The organism is Citricoccus sp. I39-566 (genome assembly GCF_031432995.1).
GTDB classification, from domain to species: Bacteria; Actinomycetota; Actinomycetes; order Actinomycetales; family Micrococcaceae; genus Citricoccus; species Citricoccus nitrophenolicus_A.
Genome location: NZ_CP133842.1, coordinates 3,323,861 through 3,338,636 on the forward strand (window position 1 = coordinate 3,323,861; position 14,776 = coordinate 3,338,636).

Here is a 14,776-nt window from a genome sequence, read left to right on the forward strand (position 1 = left end):
CCTGAGTTCTAGCGTTGATGAAGTCTTGGGGGTAGGACGGGGAGAAGGATCAGACCTCTTCGACCGAGCTGGGCTCGGCGTGGGACAGGTCGATGCCCAGTTCCTCGGCGGCCCGGAAGACTTCATCGTCCGAGTCACGCATTTCGATCGTGGTGCCGTCGGCGGAGAGGACCTCCACGTTCAGGCACAGCGACTGCATCTCCTTGATGAGGACCTTGAAGGACTCGGGAACGCCCGGCTCCGGGATGTTCTCCCCCTTCACGATGGCCTCGTAGACCTTCACACGGCCGTGGATGTCATCCGACTTGATGGTCAGCAGCTCCTGCAGCGTGTAGGCGGCGCCGTACGCCTCCAGGGCCCAGACCTCCATCTCACCGAAGCGCTGGCCACCGAACTGCGCCTTACCACCCAGCGGCTGCTGCGTGATCATGGAGTACGGGCCGGTGGACCGGGCGTGGATCTTGTCATCCACCAGGTGGTGCAGCTTCAGCATGTACATGTAGCCCACGGAGACCGGGTCCGGGAACGGCTCGCCGGAGCGGCCGTCGAACAGGGTGGCCTTGCCGTTGGTGCCCATCAGGCGCTGTCCGTCACGGGTGACGTTGACGTGGCCGAGCAGGCCCTCGATCTCGTTGGCCTCGGCACCGTCGAACACCGGGGTGGCGACGTTGACCGGGCCGGAGGACCGCGGGAAGTTCGGCAGGTCCCTGATCCACTCGGGCTCGCCCTGGATGTCCCAGCCGCGGGAGGCGGCCCAGCCCAGGTGCAGCTCCATGACCTGGCCCAGGTTCATACGACCCGGAACGCCCAGGGGGTTCAGGATGATGTCCACGGGGGTGCCGTCCTCGAGGAACGGCATGTCCTCCATCGGCAGGATCTTGGAGATGACGCCCTTGTTGCCGTGACGGCCGGCCATCTTGTCGCCGTCCGTGATCTTGCGCTTCTGGGCCACGTACACGCGGACCAGCTGGTTCACGCCCGGGGGCAGGTCGTCGTCCTCGTCGCGGTCGAAGATGCGCACGCCGATCACGGTGCCGGACTCGCCGTGGGGCACCTTCAGGGAGGTGTCACGGACCTCGCGGGACTTCTCGCCGAAGATGGCGCGCAGCAGGCGCTCCTCCGGGGTCAGCTCGGTCTCGCCCTTCGGGGTCACGCGGCCGACCAGGATGTCCCCGGCCTCGACCTCGGCACCGATGTGGATGATGCCGCGCTCGTCGAGCTGGGCCAGCACCTCGTCGGAGACGTTCGGGATGTCCCGGGTGACCTCCTCGGCGCCCAGCTTGGTGTCACGGGCGTCGACCTCGTGCTCCTCGATGTGGATCGAGGTGAGCACGTCCTCGGAGACCATGCGCTGGGACAGGATGATGGCATCCTCGTAGTTCAGGCCCTCCCAGGGCATGAAGGCCACGAGCAGGTTCTTGCCGAGCGCCAGCTCGCCGTGGTCCGTGGCGGGGCCGTCAGCGATGACCGAGAGCTTCTCCACGCGGTCACCCTCGGAGACGCGCACCCGCTGGTTGTAGGCGTTGCCCTGGTTGGAGCGGGCGAACTTCATGATCGGGTAGTGGCGCATGGTGCCGTCGTCGTTCATGACGGTCACCAGGTCCGCGGCGACCTCGGTCACGACGCCGGGGGCGTCGGCCGTGATGGAGTCGCCGGCATCCACCGCGATGTACTTCTCCATGCCGGTGCCCACGAGGGGCGCCTCGGCCTGGAGCAGCGGCACGGCCTGGCGCTGCATGTTCGCCCCCATGAGGGCGCGGTTGGCGTCGTCGTGCTCCAGGAACGGGATCAGCGCCGTGGCGGCGGAGACCATCTGGCGCGGGGAGACGTCCATGTAGTCGATCTCGTCCACGCCGGAGAGCACCGGCTCGCCGCCGCCGCCGCGCTGGCGGCAGAGCACGAGGTCCTCGGCGAAGGAGCCGTCCTCGTTCAGCGGGGCGTTGGCCTGCGCGATCTGGGCCTCCAGCTCGTCATCGGCGGTGAGGTAGTCCACCTGCTCGGTGACGATCCCGTCCACGACCTTGCGGTAGGGGGTCTCGATGAAGCCGAAGGGGTTGATCCGCCCGAAGGTCGCCAGCGAGCCGATCAGGCCGATGTTCGGGCCTTCCGGGGTCTCGATGGGGCACATGCGGCCGTAGTGGGACGGGTGCACGTCACGGACTTCCATGCCGGCACGGTCACGGGACAGGCCGCCCGGGCCGAGCGCGGACAGGCGCCGCTTGTGGGTCAGGCCCGCCAGCGGGTTGTTCTGGTCCATGAACTGGGACAGCTGGGAGGTCCCGAAGAACTCCTTGATCGAGGCCACCACGGGGCGGATGTTGATCAGGGTCTGCGGGGTGATCGCCTCCACGTCCTGCGTGGTCATGCGCTCGCGCACCACGCGCTCCATGCGGGACAGGCCGGTGCGGATCTGGTTCTCGATCAGCTCACCCACGGCGCGGATGCGGCGGTTGCCGAAGTGGTCGATGTCATCGACCTCGACGCGCACGTCCACCGTCTCGCCGCCACGCTGGCCGGCGATGGTCTTCTCGTTGGCGTGCAGGGCCACGATGAAGTGCACCATCTGGACGATGTCGTCCTCGGTCAGCACGGAGGCGTTCGGGTCGGACAGCGGCATGTCCACGCCGAGCTTGCGGTTGAGCTTGTACCGGCCCACCTTCGCCAGGTCGTAGCGCTTCGGGGTGAAGTAGAGGTTGTTCAGCAGGTTCTGCGCGGCGTCCACGGCGGCGGGCTCGCCCGGGCGGAGCTTGCGGTAGATGTCCAGCAGCGCCTCGTTCTGGCCCTCGGTGGGGTCCTTCTCGAGGGTGGCGCGGATGGAGTCGTACTGGCCGAACTCCTCCAGGATGCGGGACTCGGTCCAGCCCATGGCCTTGAGCAGCACGGTCACGGGCTGCTTGCGCTTGCGGTCCAGGCGGACGCCCACCTGGTCACGCTTGTCCACCTCGAGCTCGAACCAGGCGCCGCGGGAGGGGATGATCTTCGCGGTGAAGATGTCCTTGTCGCTCGTCTTGTCCGGGGTGCGCTCGAAGTAGGCGCCGGGAGAGCGGACGAGCTGGGAGACGACCACGCGCTCGGTGCCGTTGATGACGAAGGTGCCCTTGTCCGTCATGAGCGGGAAGTCGCCCATGAACACCGTCTGCTGCTTGATCTCGCCGGTGTTGTTGTTCATGAACTCGGCCTTGACGTACAGCGGGGCGGCGTACGTGGTGTCGCGCTCCTTGCACTCGTCCACCGGCATCTTCGGGTCCGAGAACTCCGGATCGGTGAAGGACAGGGACATGGTGCCCTGGAAGTCCTCGATCGGGGAGATCTCCTCGAAGATGTCGGCGAAGCCGGAGGTGACCGCCACGGAGTCGTCGCCGATCTCGCGCGCGTGGGCCACGCGCTCGGTCCAGCGGTCATTGCCCACGAGCCGGTCGAACGACTCGGTCTGCAGGGCCAACAGGTCCGGCACGTCCAGCGGCTCATGGATCTTCGCGAACGAGATCCGGCCGGCACTGGCGCCGGAGCGGGGCGAGACGCCCCCGGGGAAATTAGCGGTTTCGGTATTTGAGGTGCTCGAGGCGACCAAGAGGGATCCTTCCACAGACCGTCTTTACTTCCGTGCCCTCCCCCACTGCAGTCCACAACGCCGGGGCCCACCGCTATTTGAAGGCCAGACCGGACGCCACGCCGCAGCACCCCCGGCGCATTTGAGGCATGGCCGATGGCACGACACAGTGGACTTAGGGGAGACGTAAGGAACCATGCTAACGGCTGGAGGCCAGGAAGTCCAACTTCCCGACGCCGGCCGTCACGGCCCGCTGCAGCCGCGGTCCCAGCGGGCGTTCGACCCAGCGGTGCACCGTCCACGCCACGGCGAGGACCGCGGCCAGGGAGAGCGCCAGGACGAGTTCGCGCGGCAGGTGGGGTGAGAGCAGCATGATCAGCCACCACCCCCACAGCTGGTGGATGAGGTAGACGGGGTAGGTCAGCTGGCCCGCGAGGGTCATCCCCGGCACCCTCACCGCGGCCAGCGGGGTCAGGACCATCACGGCCACGAGCGCGAACAGCCCGGCGGTGATCCCCACGAACAGCCAGAAGGAGTAGTCGTAGCCGGTGAGCTCCACGGTCTCCGGCTGCTGCACCCGGGCGGACCAGAGGCTGCCGATCGCCACGTTCACGGCCAGGGCGGCCCAGCGCAGCGGCGTGTGGCCGAACCTGAAGAGCAGGAACAGGGCCATCCCCCCGGCGAAGAGGGCCGAGTACTGGGGGAAGAAGACGTGCTCCACCCAGGCCACCGGCTGGCCGGAGGACTGGAGGATGAAGAACAGGGCGTTGCCGAGCAGCGGCCAGGTGAGGGCGAAGGCCAGCACCCGGCGCACGGTCATCCCGATCAGGGTGAAGGCCAGGATCCACAGGTAGAACTTCATCTCCACCCACAGGGTCCAGTACACGCCGTCGATGTGGCCGACGCCCAGGCCGCCCTGGAACATCGTCAGGTTGGCCGGGATGTCCCCGGGGGTGCGCTCAGAGCCCAGCCCCGGCCAGAGCACGAAGGTCAGGGCGGACGTGGCGAGCACGGCGACCCAGTAGGCCGGGTACAGGCGCCCGACGCGGGAGCCGATGAACCGCGCCGGCGACTTGCCGAAGGAGGAGAGCAGGATGACGAACCCGGAGATGACGAAGAACAGTTGGACGCCGAGGGCGCCCACGGCGCTGAACTGGCTGAGCCACGGCCAGGCCTCAACGGCCGTCTCGCCGTGGCGGCCCCAGTGCCCGTGGTGCCAGGCCGTCCAGTGGAAGAGCACCACGGCGAGGGCGGCGAGCAGCCGGAGACCGTCCAGCAGCGCCAGTCGAGGCCGGGCCGGGGCGGGCGCGGCCGGCGTCGTGCCCTGGTCCTTCCGGCCGGCGTCCGGCCCGGCCGGCTCGACGCGCGGCAGCTCCATCGTCGCGACCATCGGTCGTCACCCTCTCTTACGAACCCATCTTTATCGTTTCGTGACCCTACGGAGTCTGACTGGGCGAATGCTGGGAACGGCGTCGGGATGGCAGACGACTTAAACACCGAACGGCCCCCTCCTCCCCGCAGTGCGGGTGGGAGGGGGCCGTTCGAGAAGTGCAGCGGCTCAGGCCGCCGGGATCACTTGAGGGTGACGGTGGCGCCGGCGCCCTCGAGCTGCTCCTTGGCCTTGTCGGCAGTCTCCTTGTTGACGCCCTCCAGGACGGCCTTCGGAGCGGAGTCGACCAGGTCCTTGGCTTCCTTCAGACCCAGGGAGGTCAGCGCGCGGACCTCCTTGATGACGCCGATCTTCTTGTCGCCGGCGGACTCGAGGACCACGTCGAACTCGGACTGCTCTTCCTCGGCGGCGGCCTCGCCACCGGCGGCCGGAGCGGCACCGGCCACGGCGACCGGAGCGGCGGCGGTGACCTCGAACTTCTCCTCGAAGGCCTTGACGAACTCGGAGAGCTCGATGAGGGACAGCTCGGAGAAGGCCTCGAGCAGTTCTTCGGTGGACAGCTTAGCCATGGTTGGCTCCTTTACTTCCGTGCGATCACGGATGAGTTTTCACGGATGTGATGATGTGGTGGCCGCGCCAGCGACCGGGGGGATCAGGCCTGTTCTTCGACCTTCGCGCGCAGGGCGTCCACGGTGCGGACAGCCTGCGAGAGCGGGGCCTGGAACATGTAGGCGGCCTTGTGGAGGTTGCCCATCATGGCACCCGCCAGCTTGGCCAGCAGAACCTCGCGGGACTCGAGGTCCGCCAGCTTCTTCATGCCGGCTTCATCGAGGAACTGGCCCTCCATGTAGCCACCCTTGACGACCAGCGCGTCGTGGGTCTTGGCAAAGTCACGCATCGCCTTGGCGGCGTCCACCGGATCACCGGAGACAAAGGCGATTGCGGACGGACCGGTCATCTTGCCCTTGAAGGCATCGACGCCGGCCTGATCGGCCGCAATCTCCGTAAGCGTGTTCTTCACCACGGCATAGGTCGCGTTCTCACCGAGTGCACGGCGAAGCTCCTTGAGCTCCGCCACGGTGAGTCCACGGTATTCCGTCAGCACGGCTGCGGTGGAGGTGCGGAACAGTTCCGCCAGCTCCGCCACAACAGCGTTCTTCTCAGACGTCGCCATGGCACTCCTTCCATTGCAGTGGGGCCGGTACCCCCACGCCCCTGGAGAGCAGAAGCAACGAAAAACGCCCCGTGCAGGTGCACGGGGCGTGGCAGGACGGACCGGTCCGGTCCATGGTGCGTTGCTCAGTCTCACCTGCGCGGGCCGCCTCCGTTCGGAGGGCTTTACGGTTGCGAGCATCGGGAACCGCGAGGGCTTCCGACGTTCGCCAACGACCGGCGGTCTTTGGTTCCCCTCACAATAGTCCCGACGGCGGCCGGTCACCAAATCGAGGTGCGCGCCCTGCCGCTACCCGCCGCGCGCGGGGCCGGTGGAGCCGCGCACCTGCAGGCCGGAGGCCAGCCGGAGCTGGCGCACGGTGCGCTCCCCCGCCATCCGCGCCAGCAGCAGGTCCACGGCGGCCCGGCCCGACTGCTCCACCGGGGCGTCCACGCAGGTCAGTCCGGTGTGGACGAACTCGGAGCCATACGTGTTGTCGTATCCGGCCACGGAGATCTCCGCGGGCACCTCGACCCCCAGGGACAGCAGGTGGCGCAGGATCCCGACGGCCAGCTGGTCGTTGTAGCCGATCACGGCGGTCGGCTTGCGGGCCAGCGCCAGTGCGGCCGCGGCCGCGCCCTGGCCGATCAGCGGCTTGAAGGGGCCCACGGTGATCAGCTCGATCCCCAGCGCCTGCGCCGCCTCGTCCTGGGCCTTCTGCCGCATGGCGTTGCTCCAGGCACTGTGGGGCCCCGCACAGTAGACGATCCGCCGGTGCCCCAGGGCGTGCAGGTGCTCGATGAGGTGCCGGCTGGAATCGGCGTCCCCGGCCACCACGGAGCTGATGCCCGCGACCTCGCGGTTGAACAGGACGAGCGGGCGCCGCCGGGCCATCTCCCGCAACTCGGCGTCCGAGGTCCAGCGGGCGGCGGCCACCACGCCGCTGGCCTCGCCGGTCAGCCGCTCCAGCAGGGTCCGCTCCATGGTGGCGGACTCCTCGGCGTCCCCGAGCGTGACCAGGTAGCCCGCCGAGCGCGCCTGGTTGACGGCACCCTTCAGCAGATCGGCGAAGAACGGATTGGCCAGGTCCTGCACCAGCAGGTTGACCGACTTCGCCGCCCGGGACACCGAGGCCGCGTCCGGCCGCGGCGGTTCGCGTCGGTAGCCGAGGCGTCCCGCGGCCTCCATGACCCGCTCCACGGTCTGGAAGTTCACCCGGTCCGGGCGCGTGAAGGCCCGGGAGACGGTGGAGGGGGCCACGCCGGCCACCCGGGCCACGTCCTCCAGGCGCACCCTGCCCGGGGTGGCGTCTCTGGCGACGTCGGTCCGCACTTCTTCCATGGCATCGTCAACTTTTGTCGAGGGAATGAGAGGGCGTCCGCCGGACTCACTGTGTGCAGGATCTTTCCATCGTTTGCCATGATCCGTCCAGCACGGAATCGGCTGAATCCTCTGTTGCGGCATGGACGTCCGCCCGTCACAGAGTCGCATTTCTGCAATTTATGGCAATCCGCTGGCCTTCCCCGTGCCGTTCGTGTCATCCTGCTGTTCATCTCGCATCCTGTGATGGGCATCACCCACCCCAGTGGCCCCATCCGCATCCTTCCCGCATCCTGCGGTGCATCCCCCCGATGCACCCCTCATGTATCCCCAGGAGACCAGCATGAAACGACGTACCCTGATGACCTCCACCGCCGCCCTGGCCGCGGCCGGACTGCTGCTGTCCGGTTGTGCCGACAACGCCGGCGGTTCCGGCGAGGGGGACGGGTTCCCCACCCAGGACGTCCGCCTCGTGGTGCCGTGGGCCGCCGGCGGCTCCGGTGACCTCTCGGCCCGCACCCTGGCCCCGCTGCTCGAGGACGAGCTCGGCGTCAGCGTGATCGTGGAGAACCGTCCCGGCGCCAACGGCTCGGTCGGCTACAACTGGCTCAAGGAGCAGGAGCCGGACGGCTACAACCTCTCCATGCTGGGTGCCGAGGTGGCCACCCTGCAGTTCATGGACTACGACATCAGTCCGGACGACTACGCCTTCCTCGGCAAGATCCTCGAGGGCCCCGGCGCCATCGCGGTGAAGGCGGACAGCCCCTATGAGACCCTCCAGGACCTGATCGACGCCGCCAAGGCCGCCCCGGGTGAGATCACCTACTCCTCCCCCGGCGTCGGCTCCGTGTGGGACAACCCGGCCCAGGGCTTCCAGGAGCTGGCCGGCATCGAGCTGACCAACGTGCCCTTCGACGGCTCGGCCCCGTCCATCGCGGCCGCGGCCGCCGGTGACGTGGACTTCTCGATCGACGCCATGGGCTCGCAGAAGGCCCAGGTGGACGGCGGCGAACTGCGCTACCTGGCCGTGCTCTCGGAGGAGCGGCAGGAGGACTACCCGGACGTGCCGACCGCCGCCGAACAGGGCGTCGACCTGCAGAACGCCTCCTTCACCGGCCTGATGGCCCCGGCCGGCACCCCGGACGATGTGGTCCAGACCCTCTCGGACGCCATCGCCGCGGCCACCGAGAACGAGGACTACCAGTCCGTCATCGAGCAGTCCAACCTGGTGCCGGTCTCCGTCCCGGCCCAGGAGTTCACGGAGTTCATCCAGGCCGAGGAGGAGCGCTACGGCCCCTGGATCGAGCTGGCCCAGTCCAAGCAGGACTGACCCATGGGTGCGGACCTCGCTGAAGCCGAGCGGCCCGGGGACCACCCGGAGGACGCCGTGCTGTTGAAGAACCTGCCGTACCGGCTCCGGGAGCTGATCCCGGTGGCCGCCGCGATCGGGCTGGGTGTCACCGTCCTCGTCCTGGCCGGTGAGATCACCGATCGCGGCGGCGGGATCGGCCCGCGGTTCTGGCCGTCCATGCTGGCCTGGGGCCTGATCGCCCTGGGCGTGCTGCTGGTCTTCACCAACGTGCTGCGCGGGGTCCGCCCCTCGGACATCCCCGACGACATGACGTGGTGGGGCATCGGCCAGATGGTCCTGACCGGTCTGGTGCTGATCGGCTACCTGCTGCTGTTCAACGTCCTCCAGTTCTGGCTGATCACCCTGGTGGCCGCCTTCGTGCTGCTGGTGATCTACGGGATCCGCAGCTGGAAGGTCCTGGTGTTCCTCCCCGTCATCATCGGCGTGATCCTGCACGTCCTGTTCATCGTCCTGCTGGAGGTACCCCTGTGATCCCCGAGCTTGTGAGCCTCGCGCCCCAGCTGCCCCTGCCGGTGGCCGCGAACGCCGTCACCGAGGGCATCGGAGCGGTGCTGCAGTGGGACACCCTGCTGTACATCGGCCTGGGCATGCTCGTGGGCATGCTCGTGGGTGCCTTCCCCGGCGTCACCGCCACCATGGCCGTGGCGCTGGCCTCCGGCTTCACCCTGACCATGGAGCCGATCCAGGGCCTGGCGGTGCTGCTGACCATCTACGTGGCCGCCCAGTTCGGTGACCGGGTGCCCTCCATCCTCATCAACACCCCGGGCACCCCGGCCTCGATCGCCACCACCTTCGACGGCTACCCACTGGCCAAGCAGGGCAAGGCCGGCCTGGCCATGACCGCCTCCGCCCTGGGCTCGGCGTTCGGGATGATCTTCGGCATCATCGTGCTGTCCCTGTTCGGCATCCCCCTGGCCGGGCTGGCCCGCCAGTTCGGGCCGCCGGAGATGTTCGCCCTGGTGGTGTTCGGCCTGACCATGATGATCGGCGTCTCCTCCGGCCGCATCTTCAAGGGACTCGTGGCCGGCGGCTTCGGCCTGCTGCTGGCCACCGTGGGCCGGGACCCGATCACCGGGGACCAGCGCTTCACCCTGGGCATCCTCGAGCTCAACGGCGGCGTTCCCTTCATCCCCGTGATCATCGGCCTCTTCGGCCTGGCCGAGGTGCTCAACCAGATGGTCACGCACCGGCGGGACCGGGCCGCGGAGAAGCCCATCTCCCAGCTGGGCGCCTGGTGGCCGGGCCGGGAGCTGACCGGGCGGCTGTTCAAGTCCATGGGCATCGGCGCCGGCACCGGCTCCGTGGTGGGCCTGGTCCCCGCCGTGGGCGGGGACATCGCCGGGATCATCTCCTGGGACAACGCCAAGCGGCTCTCCAAGCACCAGGAGGAGTTCGGCAAGGGCTCCATCGAGGGGCTGACCGCGGCGGACACCTCCTCCACGGCCACCCTGGGCGGCTCCGTCACCACCACCATGGCGCTCGGCGTCCCCGGTGACTCGGTGATGGCCGTGCTGATCGGGTCCATGATGATCTGGGGCATCCAGCCCGGGCCGGCGCTGTTCACCAACGAGCCCTCCCTGGTCTACACGCTGGCGATGATCCTGCTGGTGGCCACCGTGCTCTCCCTGGGCCTGTCCCTGGTCCGCATGAAGTCGATGGTCAAGCTGCTCGAGCTGAAGAACCAGTACCTGTGGGTCATCATCCTGGTGTTCTGCATGGTCGGCACCTACTCGATCAGCAACTCGGTCTTCGACGTCTTCGTCATGCTGATCATGGGGCTGATCGGGCTGTTCATGCTGCGCTTCGGCTTCCCCGCCGGACCCGCCGTCCTGGGCCTGATCCTCGGGCCCCTGGCCGAGTCCAACCTGCGCCGCACCCTGATCGGGGACGGGCCGGAGGCCTTCCTGGCCAGCCCCATCGCCCTGGTGCTCTTCGCGATCTCGGCGGCCGCCCTGATCCTGCCCCCGCTGCGCGCCATGCGCGTCCGCCGCAAGCAGGCCATGGCCGGCAAGGACGAGGGCCTCTCGGTCCTGATCCCCTAGCCCGGACCAGTCCACAACACCCCACCCACGACGGCGGCCCGCACCTTCCCGGTGCGGGCCGCAGTGTTGTGGTGGGAAACTCAGAACCGGACGGGCGCCCCGGTCCGGGAGGACTCGTAGACCGCCAGCAGGATGCGCAGTGACTTCGTGGCCTCCTCGCCCATGACCGCAGGGGAGCCCCCGGTGCGGACGGCGTCCACGAAGTCGGCCACCTGAGCCCGGTGCCACGGGATCAGCGCCCCGTTGATGGTGGCCAGGTCCACGTTGGGCTCCAGGCCGGACGGCCACGTCGGCCCGTCCGGCGACGTCGCCACACGCTGTCCCGCCGCCCACACGTCCACCCGGCCGTCACTCCCCTCGGGGAACTCGCTCAGCTGGGCCGAGGCCCCCGTGGACCCGGTGATCCGGATCTGGACGCCGAGGGACGGGGTCACCGCGGTGGAGGCGTGCAGGGTGGCCAGCGCCCCGGAGGCGAACCGCAGGGTGGCCACGGCGGAGTCCTCCACCTCGATGTGCTCGCCGTGCACGAAGGTGCCGGTGTGGCCATGGACCTCCACCACCTCGCCCAGATACCACTGCAGCAGGTCGATGTAGTGGATGCCCTGGGTCATGAGCACGCCTCCCCCGTCCGAGGCCCACGTGCCCCGCCAGGCGGTGGCGGAGTAGTACTCCGGCTCGCGGTGCAGCAGCACCGAGCAGTGGCCGAGGATCGGGGTGCCCAGCGTGCCGTCGTCGATCGCGGCGCGGATCCGCTGGGCGGCGGGCCAGAACCGGCGCTGGAACAGCACGCCGAATCTCACGGAGGCCTCGCGGCAGGCCGCCACCATCCGCTCGGCGGCCGCCAGGTCGATCGCGATGGGCTTCTCGCACAGCACGTGCACGCCGGCGGCGGCCGCCTCGGTGACCACGGCCTCGTGGGTGGGGTGCGGGGTGCAGACCGAGATCACGTCGATCCCGCGGCCGTCCGCGCCGCGCCAGGCCAGCATCTCGGTGACCGAGCCGAAGGCGTGCCCGATCCCGTGCGCCGCGGCGACCTGGGCGGCCCGCCCGGCGTCGATGTCGCAGAGCGCCACCACCTCGACTCCCTGCCCCGTGTCCCGGCCCGCCTCGTGCGCGGCCCGATAGGCCTCCAGGTGGTTGCGGAAGATCGCGCCGCCGCCGGCGATGCCGACGCGCAGGACTCCTGCCGGTCCAGCCTCCGCCGTCACCGTTGCACCGTCCCCGCGATGTGCCGTCCGGCGGCGTAGGCCCGGGTGATGGCGGAGCCGATCGTGGCGCCGCCACCGGGGTAGGCGTCCCGGAAGACGGTGGCGGAGCAGTTGCCGGCGGCGTAGAGGCCGGGCAGCGGCTCGCCGTCCCAGTCCAGGACGCGGCCGTCCAGGTCGGCGCGCAGGCCGCCGGCGGTCCCGAGGGCGCCCGGGTGCAGCTGCACGGCGTAGAAGGGCGCCTGGGTCAGGGGGGCCAGGCACGGGTTGGGCTCCTGCGTGGGATCCCCCAGGTGGCGGTCCTGTTCACTGGAGCCGCGGCCGAACGCTGGGTCCTCGCCGCGCTCGGCGCCCGGGTTGAAGGCGGCGACGGTCTCCTCGAGCCCGGCGGGGTCCACGCCGATGAGCTCGGCGAGTCCCGCCAGGGTGTCCGCGCGGGCCATCCAGTCAGGTGCCAGCGCGGCGTCGGAGAACGCCGGATGGCCGGCCACCGGGTACCGGGAGACGTAGCGCGAGTCCACCACCAGGTAGGCGGGGATGTTGGCGTAGTCCGAGGTGCCGGGCTCGATGTTCGCGAAGACCCGGGAGAAGTCGTGGTAGTTCAGCGCCTCGTTGACGAAACGCCTCCCGGCGGCGTTGACCACGATCCCGCCGGGCAGGGTCGCCTCCACGTTGCCCATGCGCCCGGAGGGCCGCCCGTCATACTGCGCGCCGTGGGCCGTGATGACGGGCACGCCCCAGACGTCCGTGGTCTCCGTGAAGGAGGCGCCCACGGCCATCCCGAGCTTCAGTCCGTCCCCGGTGTTGCTCGGCGCGGAGATCGGCGTGATCGGGAATGTCAACAGCGTGCCGGTCAGCTCCGGGGACCATTCGAAGCCCCCCGAGGCGATGACCACGGCGGCAGCCGTCACGTCCCTCTCCCCGGCCACGGTCACCTGCCAGCCCCCGCCAGGCTGCTCGCCGAACCTCTCCAGCCCGGTGGCCGGGGCATCGGCCGCGATCACGACGCCGGCCTCCCAGGCCGAGGCGGCCAGGGCACCGGCCAGCGCCCCGCCCATGGTGCGGACCTTGCGCTCCGCGCGCCCGGAGAGCAGGTCCGGGTCCGGGGCAGCCCCGTGCAACTGGTCGCGCTCGTCCATGGTGATCAGCGGCAGGTAGGTGGGCGGACGGAGGGCCTCGGCCAGGCCGGGCACGACCGAGGGGTCGAACTCACGGTGGTCCAGGCCGCGTCCGCCCGGCGTGGCACCCGGCCACTCCATGTGGTAATCGGGACGGAACAGGGGTGAGTAGTCCACCCTGGTGTTCTCGTCCAGGAAGCGGACGGCCTCGGCGGCGGTGGAGACGTACCAGGAGATCTCCTGCTCGGAGAGTGACCCGGCGGTCGCTGCCCGCACGTACGCGGCGGCGTCCTCATCGCTGTCCGTGAAGTCACGGGAGCCCATGAGGTGGTTGTTCGGGGCCCACATCACCCCGCCCCCGGTGGCGGTGGTCCCGCCCAGCCGGTCCGCCTTCTCCAGGACCAGGACGGAGGCTCCGGCGTTCCGGGCCACCAGCGCCGCGGTCATCCCGGCACAGCCGGAGCCGATGACCACGAGGTCGTAGCGCTCGGCCAGCCCGGACACGGGAGTGAGCAGGGGGCGGGGTGGTGTCATGTCAGTCCTGTCCTGTGCTGGTGCTGGTGCTGGTGCTGGCGCCGAAGTCGATCGCGATCTTCCCGACGCCGGCCGCCGGGTCCACGAGGGTGGCGAAGGCGGCGTCCAGGTCCTCGAACGCGAAGCGGTGGGTCAGCAGCCGGGAGAGGGTGTCCTGGTGGCGGTCCAGCAGGTCCAGGGCCTCGCCGCTGAGGTTCTGCGAGTTGCGCGAACCCAGCAGGTCGATCTCCTTGACCGGCAGGGTCCGCAGGGTCAGACGTAGCTCCGCATCGGAGATGCCGACGCAGACCACCCGACCCGCGGTGGCCACCAGGTCCACGCCCGTGGCCACGGAGGCCGGGGCGCCGGTGGCGTCGATGACCAGGGAGGGGCCGTCGCCTCGGGTGAGCTCGTCCAGCTCGGCCCGCTGGGCCGCCGTCGGGAAATCCCCGGGAGTGACGGTGAGGGTGCGGTCCGCGCCCATGGCCCGGGCGAGCTCGAGGCGGCCCGGGTTCATGTCCGAGACCGTGACGTCGCAGCCCAGGTCCTTGAGGTAGACCGTGGCCAGCAGGCCGATCGGCCCGGCGCCGGAGACCAGCACCTTCTCCCCCGCCGTGGCGCGGCCGCGGTTCACGGCCTGCATGGCGATGGAGATCGGTTCGGACAGCGGGGCCAGGTCCAGGGACAGCGACTCCGGGACGCGGTAGAGCTTCTCCAGGGGAACGGCCTGCTCGGTGACGAGCGAGCCGTCCTCGTAGCAGCCGTAGACGCTCATGTGGCGGCAGGCGTTGACGCGCCCGATCGAGCAGGCGTGGCAGGTGCCGCAGTAGAACATCGGTGAGATCGCCACCCGGTCGCCCACGGCCCAGCCACCGGCGGAGTCCGCCGCGTCAGCGGAGTCCAGCGCGACGATGGTGCCGGCGGCCTCGTGGCCCTGGATGATCGGCAGCTCGGTGGCGTAGTCGTCATCCCAGATGTGGGCGTCCGTGCCGCAGAGGGTCACGGAGGCCATCCGCACCACGGCGGTGCCGGGGGCCGGTACCGGGGCGGGGACGCTGCGGTACTCGATGGTGCGCTGACTGGTGGTGACGGCGGCGGTGCTCGTCGTCATAG

General features: G+C 69.6%; 11 protein-coding genes. 3 read left to right on the forward strand and 8 right to left on the reverse strand.

Going from position 1 to position 14,776, the window contains the following annotated elements; all coding sequences use genetic code 11:
* Positions 1 to 49: 49 nt before the first annotated feature.
* The 5 genes from rpoB to RE421_RS15280 all read right to left on the reverse strand — a co-directional run bounded on the left by rpoB (position 50) and on the right by RE421_RS15280 (position 7,434).
* Positions 50 to 3,571: a DNA-directed RNA polymerase subunit beta gene (gene rpoB / locus RE421_RS15260; protein ID WP_309811939.1), complete on the reverse strand. Its 3,522-nt coding sequence runs from the start codon at positions 3,569 to 3,571 to the stop codon at positions 50 to 52.
* A gap of 178 nt (positions 3,572 to 3,749) precedes the next feature.
* Positions 3,750 to 4,940 (reverse strand): acyltransferase, encoded by a 1,191-nt coding sequence (locus RE421_RS15265; RefSeq protein ID WP_309811941.1) that lies wholly within the window; start codon positions 4,938 to 4,940, stop codon positions 3,750 to 3,752.
* A gap of 182 nt (positions 4,941 to 5,122) precedes the next feature.
* Positions 5,123 to 5,509, reverse strand: coding sequence for a 50S ribosomal protein L7/L12 (gene rplL / locus RE421_RS15270; protein ID WP_309811943.1), 387 nt, complete (start codon positions 5,507 to 5,509; stop codon positions 5,123 to 5,125).
* Positions 5,510 to 5,592: 83 nt separating this feature from the next.
* Complete coding sequence (rplJ, locus tag RE421_RS15275) at positions 5,593 to 6,114, reverse strand: 50S ribosomal protein L10 (RefSeq protein ID WP_309811945.1); 522 nt, start codon at positions 6,112 to 6,114, stop codon at positions 5,593 to 5,595.
* Positions 6,115 to 6,402: 288 nt separating this feature from the next.
* Positions 6,403 to 7,434, reverse strand: coding sequence for a LacI family DNA-binding transcriptional regulator (locus tag RE421_RS15280; RefSeq protein ID WP_309811947.1), 1,032 nt, complete (start codon positions 7,432 to 7,434; stop codon positions 6,403 to 6,405).
* A 322-nt stretch (positions 7,435 to 7,756) separates the two neighbouring features.
* Between RE421_RS15280 and RE421_RS15285 the strand changes: the two genes are divergently transcribed.
* From RE421_RS15285 to RE421_RS15295, 3 genes are read left to right on the forward strand one after another with little or no spacing between them, the layout of a single operon-like run.
* Entirely contained in the window at positions 7,757 to 8,743 is a 987-nt protein-coding gene (locus tag RE421_RS15285; protein ID WP_309811949.1) for a tripartite tricarboxylate transporter substrate binding protein, read from the forward strand.
* Positions 8,744 to 8,746: 3 nt separating this feature from the next.
* Complete coding sequence (locus RE421_RS15290) at positions 8,747 to 9,256, forward strand: tripartite tricarboxylate transporter TctB family protein (RefSeq protein ID WP_309811951.1); 510 nt, start codon at positions 8,747 to 8,749, stop codon at positions 9,254 to 9,256.
* Positions 9,253 to 10,827 carry a tripartite tricarboxylate transporter permease gene (locus RE421_RS15295; RefSeq protein ID WP_309811953.1) on the forward strand — a complete coding sequence of 525 codons (1,575 nt, stop codon included), beginning with the start codon at positions 9,253 to 9,255 and terminating at the stop codon, positions 10,825 to 10,827. The genes RE421_RS15290 and RE421_RS15295 overlap by 4 nt, the downstream gene beginning before the upstream one ends.
* An 80-nt stretch (positions 10,828 to 10,907) precedes the next feature.
* Here the strand turns inward: RE421_RS15295 and RE421_RS15300 are convergent, their stop codons facing one another.
* The 3 genes from RE421_RS15300 to RE421_RS15310 are packed head-to-tail and all read right to left on the reverse strand — an operon-like array spanning position 10,908 to position 14,774.
* Complete coding sequence (locus tag RE421_RS15300) at positions 10,908 to 12,035, reverse strand: Gfo/Idh/MocA family oxidoreductase (RefSeq protein WP_309811955.1); 1,128 nt, start codon at positions 12,033 to 12,035, stop codon at positions 10,908 to 10,910.
* Entirely contained in the window at positions 12,032 to 13,684 is a 1,653-nt protein-coding gene (locus RE421_RS15305; protein WP_309811957.1) for an FAD-dependent oxidoreductase, read from the reverse strand. The genes RE421_RS15300 and RE421_RS15305 overlap by 4 nt, the downstream gene beginning before the upstream one ends.
* A 1-nt stretch (position 13,685) precedes the next feature.
* Entirely contained in the window at positions 13,686 to 14,774 is a 1,089-nt protein-coding gene (locus tag RE421_RS15310; RefSeq protein WP_309811959.1) for a zinc-binding dehydrogenase, read from the reverse strand.
* Positions 14,775 to 14,776 lie beyond the last annotated feature (2 nt).